Consider the following 16,961-nt stretch of genomic DNA (forward strand, 5'->3'; position numbering starts at 1 on the left):
CCGCGTGGGGTGGCCGCCGGGCCCCGGGGTCGGGCGGTCAGGTCAGGTCAGGAGACGTTGACAGCGGTGTCGTCGAGCACGAACGACGTCTGCAGGGAGACGTCCTCGGTGCCGGTGAACTTCAGCGTGACGGTCTGCCCGGCGTACGACGCCAGGGAGAACGACTTCTGGCTGTAGCCGCTGGCCTTGTTCAGGTTCGAGTAGGTCGCCAGCGTGGCCAGCACCGAACCGGAGGAGTTGAGCACCTGCACGTTCAGCTTGTCGTACTGGACGCTGCTGGTGGTCTCGGCCGAGTCGATGTGCAGCCAGAACGAGAAGGTGTACGTGGAGCAGCCGCTCGGCAGGCTGACCGACTGCGACAGCGAGTCGGTGCGGGTGGTGCCGTAGCCGTTGAGCCAGGCGTTCCACGTACCGGTGCGGGTCGGCTGGCCCTGCGAGCCGTACTGGCCGATCACGCCGGAGGTGGAGGTCCAGACCGTGTTGCCGGACTCGAAGCCCGGGTTGCCGAGCTTCTGGCCCGCGCCGGTGCAGCCGCCGCCGGTGCCGTTCACCGTCAGCGAGAACGTGGCGGTCTTCGTGCCGGACGCCGCGCTGCCGGTGACGGTCACCGAGTAGGTGCCGGTCGGCGTGCTGGAGCTGGTGGAGATGGTGAGCGTGGACGAGCCGCCCGAGGTCACCGAGGAGGGGCTGAACGACGCGGTGGCGCCGGTCGGCAGGCCGGACGCGGAGAACGTCACGGTCTGCGCGCTGCCGTTGGTGGTGGCCGTGGCGACGGTGGCGGTGACCGAACCGCCCGCGGTGACCGACCCGGCGGTCGGCGAGAGCGAGACGGAGAAGTCGTTGCCGGTGGAGCTGCACGGCGCGTCGTTACCGGCGACGTTCACCGCGGTCCAGGCGGCCTGGACGGTCTTGTACTCGGTGGAGCAGTTGCCGTACAGGTCGGTGGCGGCCCGCAGGGTGTACGCGCGGGCGGTGTTGGCCGGGTTGCTGGTGTTGACGTACGAGGTGTTCGAGGTGAAGTACACGTCGAGCGCCCGGTACCAGATCTTCTCCGCCTTGGTGCGGCCGATGCCGGTGACCGCCGGGGCCGAGCCGCAGACCGGCGAGGTGCCGTACGCGGTGGCGCCGGTGCCCTCGGCGAGGTTGAAGAAGAAGTGGTTGCCGACGCCGGAGGAGTAGTGCACGTCCTTGTTCTTCGTGCTGGTGGACCAGCAGGAGTCGGACGAGCCGTCCAGCGACGGGTTGTACATGTAGCGCAGCGGCGTACCGTTGCCGTTGATGTTGATCTTCTCGCCGACCTGGTAGTCGCCCGGGTCGCTCGGCGCGGCGGCGTAGAACTCCACCATGTTGCCGAAGATGTCGCTGGTGGACTCGTTCAGGCCACCGGACTCACCGGAGTAGACCAGCCCGGCCAGCGCCTCGGTGACGCCGTGGCTCATCTCGTGGCCGGCGACGTCCAGCGAGACCAGCGGGCGGGAGTTGCCCGAGCCGTCGCCGTAGGTCATCTGGGCCCCGTCCCAGAAGGCGTTGACGTAGTTGTTGCCGTAGTGGACCCGGCTCGGCACGCCCTGGCCGTTGCCGAAGATGCCGTTGCGGCCGTGCACGTTCTTGAAGTAGTCGAACGTCTTGGCGGCGCCGAAGTGGGCGTCCACGGCGGCCGACTGCCGGTTCGAGGTGGCGCCGTTGCCCCACGCGTTGTCCGCGTCGGTGAACGTGGTGCAGGYGGAGGTCCCGTTGTTCATGTCGCAGGTACGGCCGTTGCCGCGTACCGGGTCGATCATCTGGTACGTGCTGCCGGAGAGCGTGGTGTCGATGGTGACCGAGCCGGTGTAGATGCCCTGGCCGGTGCCGGCCACCGTCTCGATCTCGTCGTACGAGCCGATCACCTTGCCGGTGGTGGCGTCGGTGACGACGTGCAGCTTCGACGGGGTCTGCTTGTCCGCCTTCCAGCCCGTCGCGACGGTCTCCCAGGCGAGGCGGCCCTTGCCGCTGCTGGCGTCGATGAACAGCTCCGGCGTGCCGACCGAGGTGAGCGAGCCGGAGAACGTCTTGCGGGCGCTGGCCTTGGCCGCCTCCGCGCCGACCTTCGCGGTGGTGCTCAGGGTCAGCGGGGCGTCGAGGCTGACCGACGCGCTGGTCATGGTGCCGTTGGGGGCGGTGTGGATGACGAAGTCACCGCCGTACACCCGGAGACCCTGATAGGTCCGGCTGTACCGGGTGTGCGCCGCCCCGGAGGGGTCGACCTTGGTGCGGACGGCCTGATAGGCCTCACCGCCGGCGCCCTTGACGACGCCGGGGTTGGCGCGCAGCAGGCTCGCGGCCTTGGCCGCGGCCGAGGTCTCGGGGCTGGGGGCGGTTGGCGCTGCCGCTTGCGCCGAGGTGGTGACGCAGGCCAGCACGCTGCTGGTGAGCAGCGCTGCGCTGACGGCGGCGACGGATCTTTTCACGGGCCCTCCTGGAAGGCGAATGTTGTGACGGGGGTAGTCACTGATGTAGATATAGCGATACATCGACGAACGTGAAAGAGGCTGGCGGGAACCCGCCGGAGACACTGACCGAACGGATGAGGAGGACCGGTGGACCGGAACCGGGTGGTCCCGTCGCGCGTCCGAACCGGTATGAGAGCTGCCCCCGCCGTGGCGGCCGTCGCCGCCCTTCTCGTCCCGCTCGCCGGCTGCGCCCGCACCGACGCGCCACCCGTCGTCACGGACGGGCCCTCGCCGCTGGCCACCGAGGTCGTGCTCGTGAAGTCGGGCGGCATCGCCGGGCTGACCGACACCGTCCGGGTCGGGCCGGACGGCCACTGGACCCGCACCGACCGCGCCGGCGCCTCCCGAGAGGGGCAGCTCGCCGCGGAGAAGCTCACCCGGCTGCGGCAACTCGCGGCCGACCCCCGGCTGGCCGCCGAAGCCGCCGTCACCGCGCCGGCGACCATGTGCGCCGACGCGTTCAGCTACCGGCTCACCGTCGGGCCCAACCAGGTCAGCTACGTGGACTGCCCGCCGCAGGCCACGCCGCCCGCCGTCACCGCGCAGGTGGTGGACCTGCTCAACGGCGCCACAGGCTGACCGGCGCCGACTTCAAACCCGTTCCGGCTGTGACATCGGCCTATGGCCGGCCGGCCGGCGGCGGGGCCAGCATGGAAGGCATGACTCGCGCACTCATCGCCCTGACCAGTCACTCCGAGCTGGGCCGCACCGGCCGCTCGACCGGCTACTACGTCGGCGAGGCCGCCGAGCCGTGGGAGGTGTTCCGGGCCGCCGGCTACGACGTCGACCTGGTCTCCGTGGCCGGCGGCGAGCCGCCGGTCGACGGGCGGGACGAGAACGACAGCACCCAGAACGACTTCCTCGCCACCGCCGGCGTCACCGACACCCCGAAGGCCGCCGACGTCGACCCGGCCGGGTACGACGTGATCCTCTTCGCCGGCGGTCACGGCACCATGTGGGACTTCCCCGACGACCCCGACCTGGCCCGGATCGCCCGCTCGGTCTACGAGCGCGGCGGTGTGGTGGCCGCCGTCTGCCACGGCCCGTCGGCGCTGGTGAACCTCACGCTCACCGACGGCTCACGGCTCGTCGCCGGCAAGCGGGTCGCCGGGTTCACCAACAGCGAGGAGGCGGCCGTCGGCCTCACCGACGAGGTGCCGTTCCTGCTCGCCGACAAGCTCACCGAGGCGGGCGCGCAGCACGTGCCGGCGCCTGACTTCACCGAGCACGTGGTGGTCGACGAGCGGCTGGTCACCGGCCAGAACCCGCAGTCCGCCCGCGCCGTCGCCGACGCCGTGGTGAAGCTGATCGCCTGAGCGCCGGATCAGAACCGGTAGTCGTCGGGCAGGCCGGTGGCGCGCAGCTCGGGTGGCAGGTGGGCGACGTCGTTCAGCGCGACGAGCGTCGGCGGGCCACCCGAGCTGTAGCGGATCACGGTGAGCCCGCAGTTCTGGTGGTTGAGCCCGATCCAGCGGTGCGGCGGCGCCTCCAGCGCGTGCAGCACCAGCCAGGCGACCAGGAAGTTGTGGGTGACGACCAACTCGCGTACGTCACCCTCCGCGGGGGCGGCGGCGAACCGCGCCACCGCCTCCGCGGTCACACGCGGTCCGTCGCGCCGCTCCCGCTCGGTGAACCCGGCCAGGAACTCCGCGTACCGCTCGGGCAGGCCGGCCGGGTCGGTGTCGTGCGGCACGTGGTCGCCGGCGCGGTCGTCCTCGCGTACCGGAACACCCGGCAGCGACGCCGCGACCAACGCGGCGGTCTCCGCGGCCCGGCGGGCCGGCCCATGGTGTACGGCGGCGAAGCGCGTGCCGCGCAGCCGTTCACCCAGCAGCGTCGCCTGCCGCCGGCCGCGCTCGGACAGGCCGGTGTCGGCCTCCTCCTCCGCGCGGTCCTGCTCGCCGTGGCGGACCAGGTAGAGCAGGCGGCTGGGCATCGGCGCCTCCACGGTCGGGGACCGCGAGACTAGCCCGCCGCCGCGCCGTTCACTGCCCCTGGCGCATCTGCCCGATCCGGATCCGGTTGCCGAACGGGTCGCGGATGCCGAAGTCGATCCCGTACGGCCGGTCGGTCGGCTCGTCGGTCACCTCCACACCCTTCGCGACCAGATCCGCGTACGTCTTGTGCGCGTCGTCGGTGGTGAAGAAGAGGAACCCGCCCGCGGCGCCCTTGGTCAGCAGCTCCCGGACCTGCTCGGCGGTCTTCGGGTCCAGCGCCGGCGGGCCCGGCTTCTCCAGCAGGATCTCCCGGCCCGGGTCCCCCGGCACGTTCACGGTGAGCCAGCGCATGAAGCCGAGGTCCTGGTCGGTGCTGACCTCCAGGCCCAGCTTCCCGACGTAGAAGTCGAGCGCCTCGTCCTGGTCGAGCACGTAGATCTGCGAGCGGGAAGTCGAAGTCATCGTCATGCCGACGACGCTAGAGCAGCGGCCTGACCTGCTGCTTATCCAAAACTGCTCGGTCTGGTCCAGGACTTGGCGAAGCAGCTCGGCACGTCCGGCAGCGCGGCCCGGCGACGCCGGAAGGCCGAGGGCGACGCACCGACGATGCCGTGGAACGTCCGGCTGAACGTGCCGAGGCTGTTGAAGCCGACGGCGAGGCAGATGTCGGTGACGTCGCGGTCGGTCTCCAGCAGCAGGGCCATGGCCCGCTCGACCCGGCGGCGTTGCAGGTAGCGGTGCGGGGTCTCGCCGAAGGTGGCCCGGAAGGTACGGATGAAGTGCGCCTCGGACACGTGGGCGATCCGGGCCAGCGCGGCGATGTCCAGCGGCTGCGCGTACGCCCGGTCCATCGCGTCCCGGGCCCGCAGCATCGCCCGATTGGACTCCTCGACCGCTCTGCTCACGCCGTCCCCCCGCTGGCCAGCGTACCGAGACGTCGATCGTCAGCACGGCCGAGGCGCCCTGACCCGTGCCACCCGTTGTCGGCCGCCCCGCCCGGTGGAAGACACCGTCCGGGGCGGCCCTGGTGTGCGCGCTGCTGTCATCCGGCCCGAGCGACGGCTCCTGCGATCACGAGGCGCAGGTGTTGAGCATGCTCTGCAGCGCGGACTTCTCGGATGACTGGAGCGTCAGGCCCCAGTTGTACTTCACGGTGATCCACATCTTGCTGTAGGTGCAGCGGTACGACGTCAGGGGCGGCTGCCACGTCGAGGGGTCCTGATCGCCCTTGGCCTGGTTGACGTTGTCGGTGACCGCGATCAGTTGCGGGCGGGTCAGATCGTTGGCGAAGCTCTGCCGGCGGCTCGTCGTCCAGGAGTTGGCTCCTGACCGCCACGCCTCCGCCAGGGGCACGACGTGGTCGATGTCGACGTCGGAGGCGGCGTACCAGGTCGCACCGTCATAGGGGCTGTACCAGCGGCCTGAGGTGGCGGCGCAGGAGCTGCTGACCACGACGGACGAGCCGTCCCGCTTGAGGACCTGCTCGCGGGTGTTGCAGGTTCCGGTGATGGTGATCCAGTGGGGGAACAGGTCCCGCGAGTAGCCGGACATTGAGCCCTGTGCGGCCACTGTCAGCGCGTTGAGCTGCGACTGCGCCGTCGCCTGGGAGGGGATGCCGGGCGGGGTGGCCGAGGCCGGCTGGCCGTTCACGGCGGCGAGAACAGCGCCCGCGAGGGCGGCGACAGTGATCGCGGCGGCACGGCGCCAGGCACGCGGGGTGAGGGTGACGGGCGTGATCGGCATGACGGCGACCTTTCGTCGAGGAAAGTGACAGCAACCTTCCCTGACGATCATGTCCATCGATCATCGTCCCTGTAAAGTACAGCTGTCCGGTTGTCGAGCATCGAGCCGCCCCGCACCGCCGACGCGCCGACTCCGCCGGCGTCACTCAGGGCAGCGGCGGCGTGACGGTCGCCGTGGCCCTGACCGTGGTGGGCGTGACCGGCATGTTCCTCACGGACCAGGGCAGGTCAGCTGACCTGCGGTGTTGTCGGCATCTTGTCCGGAGTGCGAGGTACAGGTCCGTTAGCTGCCGTCCACCGGGTCGTCGTACGGCGGCGACACCTCGTCGTTCCAGGAACGTTTCACGTAACCGCCGGTGAGATCTTGGAGCCGTAGGTTGACCTCGATCAGGGTGTTGATTTCCTGGAGCACCTCGTCGAGATCGTCGAACGTGACCTGGAACCGGCGGTCGTAGGCGGCCATCTCGGGGATGCCATAGTCCTCGGCGACCTCAGCGGCCTCAGCGACAATCCGTGGCCCCGCGTCGAAGGTCACCTCCAGCTGGGGACCATCGGACCATTGGACGGTGAATCGGTCGCTCTCCTCGGCCACCACCATCGACTTCAGGCGCTGCACGGCGTCGGCAAGGGTGAGGGACCCGGTGAAGTAGACCCGGAACCCATCGCGCGGCCAGAGGTGAGACGAAACGGGATCGTCCAACAGCAGATCGACCGCGGCGTCGATCCTGGACTCAGCTTCGGTCAGCGGCACACCCAGTTGCGAAACATGGGCGACCAGGCCCGTCGCGTCCGCTACCACGTGCCCGATCCGATACATGGTCCGGACGAGCCCTTCAGCATCCACGTCACTGCCACTGTGCCAGAACGGCAGATTGATGGCCGTCTCACCGGACCGGTAGCGCACCGTAATGCCGCTGGGCTGGTGCGTCAGCGTGCGGCTCGGGCCGTCCTCGCCCAGAACCACCTCGCCGACGACGTCCCGTACGCCGGAAACGATGGCGTCCCATGCCTGCGAGTCGGACGGCTCACCCGCACCCTTCCGTTCGCCGTCCGACGCCTTCAGCGAGGGCTGTCCGACGGGCTCGGTTAGCAGGATGAGATCAAGAGTCATGGCCGTCAGGCTAGGGCCTGTGACGGGCGGTCGTGACCCTCGTTGCTGTCATCAGGCCAGATCGCAGCGGCTGCCGCCGCGAAATGCCTGATGGAATTGGAGCCCCCGGCCGGGATCGAACCGGCGACATCTCGCTTACAAGGCGAGTGCTCTGGCCAGCTGAGCTACAGGGGCGCGTGCGTCGGGCTCAGCATAGCGACTGAGCCCCGGAAATCCCGCCTCGCAGGGCTCCCGAGCACGGAAAACGTCGGCATCCCGACCGGTGCGGCCGATGGATCATCGCCCGGGCGCGCTCCCAGCGGGGAGATTGATGCCTCGCAGTGCCCTGCTGACCGTTATGCGTATGCCGTCCATCCCATCCGGAGAACCACGTCTTGGCACGATCGCGAAAGCCGTTTACCGTGCAGTGACACGGACGACACTCCGGCGGGCTTCGGCTGCCTGAGCGACGACCCCGTTGGCCGGTGCCTTGGGCGCCGGTCGCTCCTTCACTCGGATCGTCCGGCACGTTCCTGCCGGTGAAAGGAAGCGCTCCATCATGGCTACGGTCACCTACGCGAAGGCGTCCCGGATCTACCCGGGCACCGAGCGCCCCGCCGTCAACCAGCTCGACCTCCAGATCGGTGACGGGGAGTTCCTCGTCCTGGTCGGTCCGTCCGGCTGCGGCAAGTCCACCAGCCTCCGGATGCTCGCCGGCCTGGAGGACGTCGACGACGGCGCGATCTACATCGACGACCGCGACGTCACGCACCTCCCCCCGAAGGCCCGCGACATCGCGATGGTCTTCCAGAACTACGCCCTCTACCCGCACATGACGGTGTACGAGAACATGGCGTTCGCGCTCAAGCTGCGCAAGACCTCGAAGTCGGAGATCGACCGGCGGGTCAAGGAGGCGGCCGGGCTGCTCCAGCTGGAGGAGTTCCTCAGCCGCAAGCCGAAGGCGCTCTCCGGTGGTCAGCGCCAGCGTGTCGCCATGGGCCGCGCGATCGTCCGCGAGCCGCAGGTCTTCCTCATGGACGAGCCGCTGTCGAACCTCGACGCCAAGCTGCGTGTCCAGACCCGTACCCAGATCGCCTCGCTGCAGGCGAAGCTGGGCGTCACCACCGTGTACGTCACCCACGACCAGGTCGAGGCCATGACCATGGGTCACCGGGTGGCGGTCATGCTCGACGGCGTGCTCCAGCAGGTGGACACCCCGCGGGCGCTCTACGACACCCCGGCCAACGTCTTCGTCGCCGGCTTCATGGGCTCCCCGGCCATGAACATCAAGACGGTGAAGCTGACCGAGCAGGGCGGCGCGTTCGCCGAGATGATCGTGCCGCTGACCCGCGAGCAGGTCCAGGCGGCCAGCGCCGAGGGCGGCGACGGCAAGGTCACCGTCGGCTTCCGGCCGGAGGACTGCGACCTGGTCAGCCCGTCCGAGGGCGGCATGCCGGTGGTGGTCGAGCTGGTCGAGGACCTGGGCTCCGACGCCAACGTCTACGGCCACGCCGCGCTGGAGGGCCACAACGAGCGGTTCGTGGTCCGTACCGACCGGCGCAGCATGCCGAACATGGGTGACACCGTGTTCGTCAAGCCGCGTACCGGCCGCAGCCACGTCTTCCACTCCGCCACCGGCCAGCGGATCTGACGTACCCGAGAAAAGGGGCGGCCCGCCACGGCGGACCGCCCCTTTTTCGTACTCTCGATCAAACCTCGACGGACCGGCGGCGCGCGACCTCGGCCAGCGTGACGGCGGCGGCGACGCTCGCGTTGAGCGACTCCACGTCGGAGACCATCGGGATGCTGACGGTCAGGTCGCAGGTCTCGCCGACCAGGCGGGACAGGCCGCGCCCCTCCGAGCCGACCACCACGACGAGCGGGCCGACGGCGGCCTCCAGGTCGTACAGGTCGGTCTGCCCGTCGGCGTCCAGGCCGACCACGACGAAGCCGGCGTCCTTGCACGCCTTGAGCGACCGGGTCAGGTTGGTGACCTGGGCGACGGGCACGCGCGCGGCCGCGCCGGCGCTGGTCCGCCAGGCGGTCGCGGTGATCCCGGCGGCACGCCTTTCGGGTACGAACACACCCTGCGCGCCGAACGCGGCGGCCGACCGGATGACCGCGCCGAGGTTGCGCGGGTCGGTGACGCCGTCCAGCGCGACGAGCAGCGGGGCGGCCTGTTCCAGCGCGGCGGCCACCAGGTCGTCGAACGGCTCGTAGGCGAACGGCGGCACCTGGAGGCCGACGCCCTGGTGCAGCACCCCGCCGGTCATCCGGTCCAGCTCGGCGCGGCTGACCTCCAGGATCGCGATGCCCCGGTCGGCGGCGGTACGGACGATCTCCTTGACCCGGTCGTCGACGTCGATGCCCTGCGCGGTGTAGAGGGCGGTCGCCGGCACCTGGGTGCGCAGCGACTCCAGCACCGGGTTGCGCCCGACCAGCAGCTCGGGGCTGTCCTTCGCCGGGTTGGCCTTGCGGCCCGGCGCGACCCGGGGGCCGCCCCGGCCGGCCGGCTTTCCGCCCCGCCCCTTCGTCGTGGGCGTGCCCCGGCCACCGCCCTTGCCCCAGGTGGTGTCCTTGGTGCCGGGCTGGCCGATCTTGGGGGCGCGGCCCTCCTCGGCGGCGGCGCGGCGCTCCTTCTCCTGCTTCCAGGCGGTGCGCTGGGGCAGCTTCTCGGTGCCCGAGTACGCCTTGTGCCACGGCCGCTCGTCGGCGGGCAGCGTGCGCCCACGCCCGGCGAGGGAGTCCTTGTTCTTGCCGCCGGTGCCCTTGGGGGCGCCCGCCTTCGGTGCCAGTCGCCGGCCTCGGCGCTGTGAGTTGCCGGCCATCAGTCCTGCTCTCCAATAGTCCAACGCGGGCCCTGGGGGGTGTCCTCGACGACCACGCCGGCCTGCTTGAGCTGGTCGCGTACGGCGTCGGCGGCGGCCCAGTCCTTGCGGCCGCGGGCCTGCGCGCGCTGCTCCAGGGCCAGCGCGATCAGGGAGTCCACCACGCCGCGCAGGTCGTCCGTGCGGCCGCCGCCGGTCCAGGCCGGGTCCAGGGGGTCGACGCCGAGGATATCCAGCATCGCCCGGGTGGAGGCGAGCGTCGTGCGGACGGTCACATCGTCACCGGCGGTCAGCGCGGTGTTGCCGTCGCGGACCACCTCGTGCAGCGCCGCGAGCGCCGCCGAGGTGTTGAGGTCGTCGTCCATCGCGGCGACGAAAGCGGCCGGCAGGTCGCCGGGCCGGCCGCCGCCGACCCGCTCGGCCGCCCGCTGCACGAAGCCCTCGACCCGCCGGTACGCGACGGCGGCCTCGCGCAGCGCGTCCTCGGAGTAGTCGATGCGGGACCGGTAGTGCGCGGCGACGTAGTAGTAGCGCAGCTCCACCGGGCGCACCCCGAGCGAAGCCACGTAGTCGAGGTCGAGCGTGTTGCCCAGCGACTTGCCCATCTTGGTGCCACCGATGCCGAGCAGGCCGTGGTGCACCCAGTAACGCGCGAACGGCAGGTCGGCGGCCTGCGACTGGGCGATCTCGTTCTCGTGGTGCGGGAACGTCAGGTCGAGCCCGCCGCCATGGATGTCGAACTCGGGGCCCAGGTAACGCCAGCACATGGCCGAGCACTCGATGTGCCAGCCGGGCCGGCCACGACCCCACGGCGACGGCCACGAGGCGTCGGCCGGCTCGTCCGGCTTGACGCCCTTCCAGAGCGCGAAGTCTCGCGGGTCCCGCTTGCCCCGGTCGGGGGCGTCACCGGCCGGCTGCATGTCCGCCGGGGACTGGCCCGACAGCGAGCCGTACGCCGGCCAGGAGGCCACGTCGAAGTAGACGTCGCCGGAGCCGTCGGTGGCCGGGTAGGCGTGACCGGTCTCGATCAACCGGGCGATCAGCTCGTGCATCTCCGGGACGTGCCCGGTGGCCCGCGGCTCGTACGTCGGCGGGAGCACGTTGAGCGCCCGGTAGGAGGCGGCGAGGATCTGCTCGTTGGTGTACGCGATCGACCAGAACGGCCGGTCCTGCTCCATCGCCTTGGCCAGGACCTTGTCGTCGATGTCGGTCAGGTTGCGGATGAACGTGACCTCGAAGCCCTTGTCGAGCAGCCAGCGGCGCAGCACGTCATAGTTGACGCCGGAGCGAAGGTGGCCGATGTGTGGCGGGGCCTGGAGCGTGAGACCACACAGGTAGACCCCCACCTTGCCGGCTTCCCGCGGGACGAAGTCCCGCACCGATCGGGTGGCGGTGTCATACAGGCGTAGCGTCACCTCACAAGGGTAGCCGTCCGCACATTTCGAGGTTGGCCGGAGCCGGGTCGTACGCTGCGTGCTGTGGACACGGCGGCGCGCACGGGAGAGACCGCACAGACCCTGGACCGGGGTCTGCGCCTGCTGCACCTCGTCGCGGACGCGCCGGGCGGGCTCACCGTCACCGAGGCGGCGCACCGGCTGGGCATCGGACGCGCCGCTGTCTACCGGCTGGTCGGCGCGCTGACCGGCCACGGCATGCTCCGGCGCGACGGCGAGGGCCGACTGCGCATCGGCGTGGGCGTGCTGCACCTGGCCCGCCGCGCCCAGCCGCTGCTCGCCGAGGGCGCGCTGCCGGCGCTGCGCCGCCTCGCCGAGGGCACCGGGGCGACGGCCCACCTGACCGTGGTCGAGGGCGGCGAGGGGGTGGCGCTCGCGGTGGTCGAGCCGAGCTGGACGTCCTTCCACGTGGCGTACCGGACCGGCACCCGGCACCCCCTGGAGCGGGGCGCCGCCGGCCGGGCCGTGCTGGCCGGGCGGGCCGGCGATCCGGGGCCGGTGAGCACCAGCGGTGAGCTTCAATCAGGCGCGTACGGGGTGGCGGCGCCGGTGCTGGGTGTGCCCGGCCTGGAGGGCAGCGTCGGGGTGGTGTCGCTGACCCCGCTCGACGTGGCGGACATCGGCGCCCAGGTGACGGCCGCCGCCGAGGCGGTCGCCACCGCGCTCTCCTGACCCGCGCGCGCCCTTTACGCCAGCTCGGCGCGAGGTGGCTGCATCAAGCGGCCCGGACACCACCACCTCCCCGAGGTGGAGTGGATCATCCACAGGCCAAGGGTCATAGCACGCGGACAGGCCGCGCGGGGGTTGTCCACAGGGCGCGAAGGGCGGCACGGCTGCGGCTGTCCACAGGGGTATCGATCTCGACCCGTGCGCCGCCACGCTCGTCACATGCCACCTCATCCTCATCGCCCACCGGAGCTGGCCTGGCAGGTCTTCCGGGGCTCGGAAGCGATCCGGCACGGGCTGCTGTCCCGGCATCATCTGCGCGGCGCGTCCTGGGTCCGGCTCCGGCAGGACGTCTACGCCGACGCGCGGCTCGACCGCGACCACGCGCTGGCCTGCCGCGCGGCGCTGCTGCGCCTGCCACCCGGCGCGGCAATCGCCGGCCCTTCGGCGGCCTATCTGCACGGGGTCGAGCACGCCGCAGGCTTCACCGACGACGTGCACGTCCTGCTGCCGGCCACGGTCCGGGCCGACTCCCAGCCGGGTGTCCGGGTGCACCACGCCCCGATGTCGAGCACCCGCAGCGGCCTCCTGGTCCCCGTCGGCGCCGCCACACCCGCGCGCACGAGCCCACCCGACGGCACGAGCCCATCCGCAGGCACACGCCCTGCCACCGGCACCAGGTCGCCCGTAGCAGCACCGCCTGCGGCGGGCCGCCTCCCGGGCACACCGGGCCGGACCAGATCGCCGGATCCGGCCCACCCCCACAACCGCCCCGGACCGCCCGGCCCGACCGACCCGCAGAACTCAGCCGCATCGAGCCCGTTCGCAGAGTCGTCCCCCGGCGCGGCGTTGACCCTGGCCGGGCCGCCGCCACGCACCGAGCCGGCCGCCTGTGCCTGGGAGACAGCGGTCTGGGCCGATCCGGTGAAGGCGGTCGGCATCATCGACGGGCTGCTGCGTACCGGTTCGGTGAACCGGTCGGCGCTGGCGAGCGAGGCGGCCCGGAACGCCTGCCGACCCGGTGGGCGGCGGGCGGCGTGGGTGTTCGGCCTGACCGACGGGCTGGCCCAGTCCCCGCCCGAGTCCCACCTGCGGGTCCGTCTCGCCCTCGCCGGCCTGCCCCGCGCGGTGGCCCAGTATCCGGTGCGGGTGTCGACCGGCCTGATCCTGCACCCCGACCTGGCCTGGCCGGAGTTCCGGGTCGCGGTCGAGTACGACGGTCAGTGGCACTCCGACGCGGACCGGATGCACCTCGACCGGCGGCGGCTCAACCAGCTCGTCGCGGCCGGCTGGCTGGTGCTGCACGTGACCGGCCGCCGCCTGCGCAAGGAGTTCCCCGACCTGGTGCGTGAGATCCGCGCCGCACTGGTGGCCCGGGGGTGGCGCCCGTGACACCCGCCGGAACGCCGAGGTGGCGGCGTCCGGGTGATCCGGACACCGCCACCTCGGGGAAACGGTCGTTACGGTCGTACGTTCGGCTTGACCGGGGTCTTCACCGCGGCGTAGGCGTCGACGATGCCGTAGCCGTAGAAGCCGTTGAAGTTCAGCGAGCCCGCGCAGTACGCGTCGAACTCGGCGCTCCGGCCCTCGTTGGTGTAGCTCTGCAGCCGCGGCTCCGGGCAGGCGTGCTCGGCCGCCGTCCGGTAGAGGTGCTGCTCGACCAGGTTCGGCGCCATGCCGTAGCCGTTGCGGCCCTCCTTCTTGCCGTGCTTGCTGACGATCAGCGCCGCCACGCCCGAGACGTGCGGGGACGCCATCGAGGTGCCCTGCAGGTAGGTGTAGTAGCCACACTCACCCTTCGCGGTGCACTGCTTGAACACCGAGTTCTCGAAGCCGGCGACGATGTTGCCGTTCTCGTCGACCGACCCCTCCTCCTGGAGCACCTTCTTCGGGTACGTGGAGAGAATCATGTTGGCGTCGGTGCGGTACGTGTCGGTGCCGAAGCCGTCCCGGAACCAGCCACCCGGCGCCGCCACCGAGATCTGCTCGGTGCCGTAGTTCGAGTAGTCGGACTTCTTGCCGGACGGCCCGACCGCCGACACGCCGATCACGTGCGGGCCCTCGACCGGCAGGTCCCAGCAGGTCGCGTTGTCGATCGGGCGCGGGTACGGGTCGGCGCCGTAGTCCGGGCTGCTCACGTCGGTGCGCGGCGCGCCCAGGTCCTCGTGGTTGTTGCCGAGCGAGCCGACGAGCGTGACGCCCTTGCGGTGCGCGAAGTTGAGCGCCCGCTTCATGGCCTCGATGACGGTGCGCTGCTCGGCCTGCGCCTCCGGCGAGTCGGCCGGGTTGGCGGTGCAGTTGTAGAGCCACGGGTCGACGTAGAAGGACATGTTGACCACGTCCAGGCCGGAGCGGCCCGCGTGCACCAGGGCGTTGACCACCGGGTTGAGGAAGAAGTAGCCGCTGTCCTGGCCACCCTTCAGCTCGACCAGGGAGACGTTCGGGGCCACGCCGGACAGGCCGAAGCCGTTGGCGGCGGCGCCGATGGTGCCGGCCACGTGGGTGCCGTGCCCGCCGTCGTCGGTGCCGACCGGGTCGAGGCAGCTGGCCACCTCGCACGGGCCGTCGACCTCGGGGATGTCCGGGGCGAAGTTGCGCGACAGTGCCCAGTTGAAGTTCGGTGCCAGGTCGGGCTGGCTGGCGTCGACGCCGGTGTCCAGGATGCCGACGGTCACCCGGCGGTCACCCGGCTCGATCTTGCGGGCCTTGTCGGCCCGGATCATGTCCAGACCCCAGAGCTTGTCGTCGAGCGGGTCCATCTTCTTGCCGTTGTTCTTGGCGGCCTTGCCCTTGGTCGCCGCGGCGGCCAGCAGGTGCTCCTGCTCGACCCGGTCCAGCTTCGGCTTGCGGCCGATCGCCTTCTCCTCGGCCGCGCCGACCAGGGCGCCGGCGGCGGTGGCCCGGCTGGCGAAGTCCGCCCGGTCGCTCGTGACCTGGAAGAGGCCGACATCGTCGGTACGGGCGACGACAGTGCCGCCGGCGGCGGTGATCGCGGCGATCGCGGCGTCGGTGGACACACCGCTCTCGGCCAGCACGGTGAAGGTCCGGGTGTCCGACGGCGCGGCGTTCGCCGGGATCCCCAGGCCGGTCACCGTGAGTGCCAGCGAAGCCGCAGCCGCGACCGCGCCGACGGTGAAGCGCTTGCTCACCACATCAGATCCTCTCGTTGAGGGACGTGGTGTCATCCCACATCACGGGAGCGGGTTCCGCCAGATCGACGTCCGTTATCGGCCGCAACTAGGCATTCGCGCTTGTCAAGGTGTTGAGCACCGTGGACAGTCCGGCGAGCGTGGACACTTCGGCGTCCGGTTCGAGGCCCCGAGGCCGGGGAAGCCCGCCCCGGTTGAGCCAGACGGCACGCAGTCCGGCCCGCTGGGCGGCGACCACGTCGTGCTCCGGCGAGTCGCCCACGTGCACGATCCGCGCGGCGGGCAGTCCGGCGGCCGCCACCACGGCCGCGAAGAACTCCCCGGCCGGCTTCTTCGGCAGGCCGCCCTCGTGGGCGTACAGCTCGAAGGCGAACTGCCCGGCGAGGCCGCAGCGTTCGGCGCGGCTGTTGCCGTTCGTGGCGAAGCCCAGCACGTGGTGCGGGCGCAGTGCCGCCAACGCGGGCAGCGCGTCGGGGAAGGGCCGGCTCAGCGCGTACCGGCGGGCGAAGAACAACTCCGCCAACTCGTCCAGCTCCGTCTCCAGCCCGGCCCGGGCCAGCGAGCGGGCCAGCGCGGCCCGCCGGATCTCCTGCACCGGGGCGGCGCTGAGCGCGCCGAAGACCGCACCCCAGTCCTCCTCCAGGTCCGCGAGCGACACCGTGGCCGCCGCCGGGGTCCGCCGCCGCATCTCCTCCAGTACGGCGACGAGCGCGCCGGTGATCGCCGGGCGCAGGTCGACGAGTGTCTCGTCGGCGTCGAAGACGACAGCGCTGCGCGGCCCGCTCACCGGTCGCCTGCCAGCACCGGCTCGGCGGACGTGGACGCCGAAGGTGTGCCGCGCAGTTCGTCCGCCCGGACCAGGGCGACGCCGCCGAGGATGAGCACCCCGCCGGCCAGCTGGATCAGGCTGGGCAGTTCGTCGAGCACCAGCCAGGCGATCAGCACCGCGAACATCACCTCGGTCAGCCCCACGAAGGAGGACAGCCGGGCCCCGAGCAGCCGGGTGCCGGCGACCCCGGCCAGGTACGCGACCACGGCGGCGATCAGCGACAGCCCGGCGATCGGCACCAGCCAGCTCACCTGGTGCCCGGCGAAGGTGACGTCGGCGGTGCCGGCGGCGAGCGGCAGCGCGCCGATGCCGCCGAGCAGGAGCAGCGCCACCGCGCCGACAGCCATGCCGCCGCTGGCCATCACCACCGACGGCAGTTCGGCGTCGATCCGGCCGGCGATGACGAAGTATCCGGCCAGCCCGACGCCCGCGCCGAGACCCCACAGCACGCCCACCGGATCCAGGCGGCCGGCGCCGGTGAGGTCGAGGACGAGCGCCAGCCCGCACAGGGCGGTAACCGAGCCGGCCACCGTCAGCGCTCGCGGGCGCTGCCCGTGGACCAGCCACATCCATCCGACCACCAGCACGATGCCGAGGTATTCCAGCAGCAGCGCCACACCGACCGGGAGGTAGCGGACCGCGTTGAAGAAGCACGCCTGCGCGGTGGCGACGCCGAGCAGCCCGAACAGCAGCACCGTGACGCCGTTGCGCCGCAGCACCGACCACTTGCCGCGCAGGGCCAGCAGGGCGGGCACGGCGAGCACCAGCGCGGCGATG

16 protein-coding genes and 1 tRNA gene are annotated in these 16,961 nt (G+C 71.5%); 5 read left to right on the forward strand and 12 right to left on the reverse strand.

Going from position 1 to position 16,961, the window contains the following annotated elements; translation table 11 throughout:
• Nucleotides 1-47: 47 nt before the first annotated feature.
• Nucleotides 48-2,447: a M4 family metallopeptidase gene (locus A8711_RS16525; RefSeq protein WP_069088739.1), complete on the reverse strand. Its 2,400-nt coding sequence runs from the start codon at nt 2,445-2,447 to the stop codon at nt 48-50.
• A 171-nt stretch (nt 2,448-2,618) separates the two neighbouring features.
• Here A8711_RS16525 and A8711_RS16530 point away from each other — a divergent pair, with 171 nt between their 5' ends.
• Nucleotides 2,619-3,068, forward strand: a complete 450-nt coding sequence (locus A8711_RS16530) for a protealysin inhibitor emfourin (protein ID WP_140946391.1) — start codon at nt 2,619-2,621, stop codon at nt 3,066-3,068.
• 80 nt (nt 3,069-3,148) lie between these two features.
• A complete protein-coding gene (locus tag A8711_RS16535) occupies nt 3,149-3,805 on the forward strand; it encodes a type 1 glutamine amidotransferase domain-containing protein (protein ID WP_233514730.1) in 657 nt (218 codons plus the stop codon).
• A gap of 8 nt (nt 3,806-3,813) precedes the next feature.
• Here the strand turns inward: A8711_RS16535 and A8711_RS16540 are convergent, their stop codons facing one another.
• From A8711_RS16540 to A8711_RS16565, 6 genes are all read right to left on the reverse strand, one after another.
• The gene (locus A8711_RS16540) at nt 3,814-4,425 is read right to left on the reverse strand and encodes a histidine phosphatase family protein (RefSeq protein ID WP_069088749.1); all 612 of its coding nucleotides are present in this window, start codon (nt 4,423-4,425) and stop codon (nt 3,814-3,816) included.
• Nucleotides 4,426-4,474: 49 nt separating this feature from the next.
• Nucleotides 4,475-4,894 (reverse strand): VOC family protein, encoded by a 420-nt coding sequence (locus tag A8711_RS16545; RefSeq protein WP_043327953.1) that lies wholly within the window; start codon nt 4,892-4,894, stop codon nt 4,475-4,477.
• Between the two features lie 35 nt (nt 4,895-4,929).
• Nucleotides 4,930-5,331 (reverse strand): helix-turn-helix domain-containing protein, encoded by a 402-nt coding sequence (locus A8711_RS16550; protein ID WP_069088740.1) that lies wholly within the window; start codon nt 5,329-5,331, stop codon nt 4,930-4,932.
• A gap of 166 nt (nt 5,332-5,497) precedes the next feature.
• A complete protein-coding gene (locus tag A8711_RS16555; RefSeq protein WP_069088741.1) occupies nt 5,498-6,169 on the reverse strand; it encodes an HNH endonuclease family protein in 672 nt (223 codons plus the stop codon).
• A 282-nt stretch (nt 6,170-6,451) separates the two neighbouring features.
• Nucleotides 6,452-7,279 (reverse strand): hypothetical protein, encoded by an 828-nt coding sequence (locus A8711_RS16560; protein WP_069088742.1) that lies wholly within the window; start codon nt 7,277-7,279, stop codon nt 6,452-6,454.
• A gap of 97 nt (nt 7,280-7,376) precedes the next feature.
• Nucleotides 7,377-7,453 (reverse strand) — tRNA-Thr (locus A8711_RS16565).
• 364 nt (nt 7,454-7,817) lie between these two features.
• Between A8711_RS16565 and A8711_RS16570 the strand changes: the two genes are divergently transcribed.
• Nucleotides 7,818-8,909 (forward strand): ABC transporter ATP-binding protein, encoded by a 1,092-nt coding sequence (locus A8711_RS16570; protein WP_043327950.1) that lies wholly within the window; start codon nt 7,818-7,820, stop codon nt 8,907-8,909.
• A gap of 58 nt (nt 8,910-8,967) precedes the next feature.
• On the opposite strand, the gene rlmB is transcribed toward A8711_RS16570, so the two are convergent.
• Nucleotides 8,968-10,086: a 23S rRNA (guanosine(2251)-2'-O)-methyltransferase RlmB gene (gene rlmB, locus A8711_RS16575; RefSeq protein WP_043327949.1), complete on the reverse strand. Its 1,119-nt coding sequence runs from the start codon at nt 10,084-10,086 to the stop codon at nt 8,968-8,970.
• A complete protein-coding gene (gene cysS / locus A8711_RS16580; protein WP_043327948.1) occupies nt 10,086-11,501 on the reverse strand; it encodes a cysteine--tRNA ligase in 1,416 nt (471 codons plus the stop codon). The genes rlmB and cysS overlap by 1 nt, the downstream gene beginning before the upstream one ends.
• A gap of 63 nt (nt 11,502-11,564) precedes the next feature.
• Here cysS and A8711_RS16585 point away from each other — a divergent pair, with 63 nt between their 5' ends.
• The gene (locus tag A8711_RS16585; protein WP_043327947.1) at nt 11,565-12,212 is read left to right on the forward strand and encodes an IclR family transcriptional regulator; all 648 of its coding nucleotides are present in this window, start codon (nt 11,565-11,567) and stop codon (nt 12,210-12,212) included.
• Between the two features lie 216 nt (nt 12,213-12,428).
• Entirely contained in the window at nt 12,429-13,598 is a 1,170-nt protein-coding gene (locus A8711_RS16590; protein WP_069088743.1) for a hypothetical protein, read from the forward strand.
• A 68-nt stretch (nt 13,599-13,666) separates the two neighbouring features.
• Here A8711_RS16590 and A8711_RS16595 read toward each other — a convergent pair whose 3' ends face one another.
• The 3 genes from A8711_RS16595 to A8711_RS16605 all read right to left on the reverse strand — a co-directional run.
• Entirely contained in the window at nt 13,667-15,355 is a 1,689-nt protein-coding gene (locus A8711_RS16595) for a S8 family serine peptidase (RefSeq protein ID WP_064446854.1), read from the reverse strand.
• An 88-nt stretch (nt 15,356-15,443) separates the two neighbouring features.
• Nucleotides 15,444-16,142 carry an HAD family hydrolase gene (locus A8711_RS16600; RefSeq protein WP_069088744.1) on the reverse strand — a complete coding sequence of 233 codons (699 nt, stop codon included), beginning with the start codon at nt 16,140-16,142 and terminating at the stop codon, nt 15,444-15,446.
• Nucleotides 16,139-16,961: EamA family transporter (locus tag A8711_RS16605; RefSeq protein WP_069088745.1), on the reverse strand; the 823-nt coding region annotated here is incomplete at its 5' end. The genes A8711_RS16605 and A8711_RS16600, both read right to left, overlap by 4 nt.

The organism is Micromonospora sp. II, from assembly GCF_001709195.1.
GTDB classification, from domain to species: domain Bacteria; phylum Actinomycetota; class Actinomycetes; order Mycobacteriales; family Micromonosporaceae; genus Micromonospora; species Micromonospora chalcea.

What these genes read in the sequence shown, in the direction of transcription:
- A8711_RS16530 (WP_140946391.1), top strand. Translation starts at nt 2,619, where the DNA reads ATGAGAGCTGCCCCCGCCGTGGCGGCCGTCGCCGCCCTTCTCGTCCCG.
- A8711_RS16535 (WP_233514730.1), top strand. Translation starts at nt 3,149, where the DNA reads ATGACTCGCGCACTCATCGCCCTGACCAGTCACTCCGAGCTGGGCCGC.
- A8711_RS16540 (WP_069088749.1), bottom strand. Translation starts at nt 4,425, where the DNA reads ATGCCCAGCCGCCTGCTCTACCTGGTCCGCCACGGCGAGCAGGACCGC.
- A8711_RS16545 (WP_043327953.1), bottom strand. Translation starts at nt 4,894, where the DNA reads ATGACGATGACTTCGACTTCCCGCTCGCAGATCTACGTGCTCGACCAG.
- A8711_RS16555 (WP_069088741.1), bottom strand. Translation starts at nt 6,169, where the DNA reads ATGCCGATCACGCCCGTCACCCTCACCCCGCGTGCCTGGCGCCGTGCC.
- A8711_RS16560 (WP_069088742.1), bottom strand. Translation starts at nt 7,279, where the DNA reads ATGACTCTTGATCTCATCCTGCTAACCGAGCCCGTCGGACAGCCCTCG.
- A8711_RS16570 (WP_043327950.1), top strand. Translation starts at nt 7,818, where the DNA reads ATGGCTACGGTCACCTACGCGAAGGCGTCCCGGATCTACCCGGGCACC.
- rlmB (WP_043327949.1), bottom strand. Translation starts at nt 10,086, where the DNA reads ATGGCCGGCAACTCACAGCGCCGAGGCCGGCGACTGGCACCGAAGGCG.
- A8711_RS16590 (WP_069088743.1), top strand. Translation starts at nt 12,429, where the DNA reads ATGCCACCTCATCCTCATCGCCCACCGGAGCTGGCCTGGCAGGTCTTC.